Annotated in this window: 1 protein-coding gene; it reads left to right on the top strand. The window is 67.5% G+C overall.

Translation table 11 applies throughout. The features are described 5' to 3' along the window. Nucleotides 1-486: MFS transporter (locus AB0C16_RS40450; protein WP_357691491.1), on the top strand; the 486-nt coding region annotated here is incomplete at both ends.

Genomic DNA, 486 nt, shown 5'->3' with positions numbered 1-486 from the left:
CGCGCGAACGTGGCAAGTACCAGGGACTCTTCGGCGCGGTCTTCGGCGTGACGAGCGTCCTCGGACCGCTCCTCGGCGGCTTCTTCACCGAACACCTCAGCTGGCGCTGGGTGTTCTACATCAACCTGCCGATCGGCGTCGTCGCGCTGGTCGTCATCGCGGCCGTCCTGCACATCCCGGTCCGCCGCGAGAAGCACACCATCGACTACCTCGGCACCTTCCTCATCGCGTCCGTCGCCACCGCCCTGGTGCTCGTCGCCTCCCTCGGCGGTACGACCTGGGCCTGGAGCTCCCCGCAGATCATCGCGCTCGCGGTGCTCGCCGTCGTCCTGCTCGTGGCGTTCATCGCCGTCGAACGGCGCGCGGTCGAACCCGTCCTGCCGCTGAAACTGTTCCGGATCCGCACCTTCAGCCTCGTCGCCGTGATCAGCTTCGTCATCGGCTTCGCCATGTTCGGCGCGATGACCTACCTGCCGACCTTCCTCC

The sequence above is a fragment of the Nonomuraea sp. NPDC048916 genome (genome assembly GCF_040649575.1).
Taxonomy (GTDB): Bacteria; Actinomycetota; Actinomycetes; order Streptosporangiales; family Streptosporangiaceae; genus Nonomuraea.
This window is presented reverse-complemented; position numbering and strand designations above follow the sequence as displayed.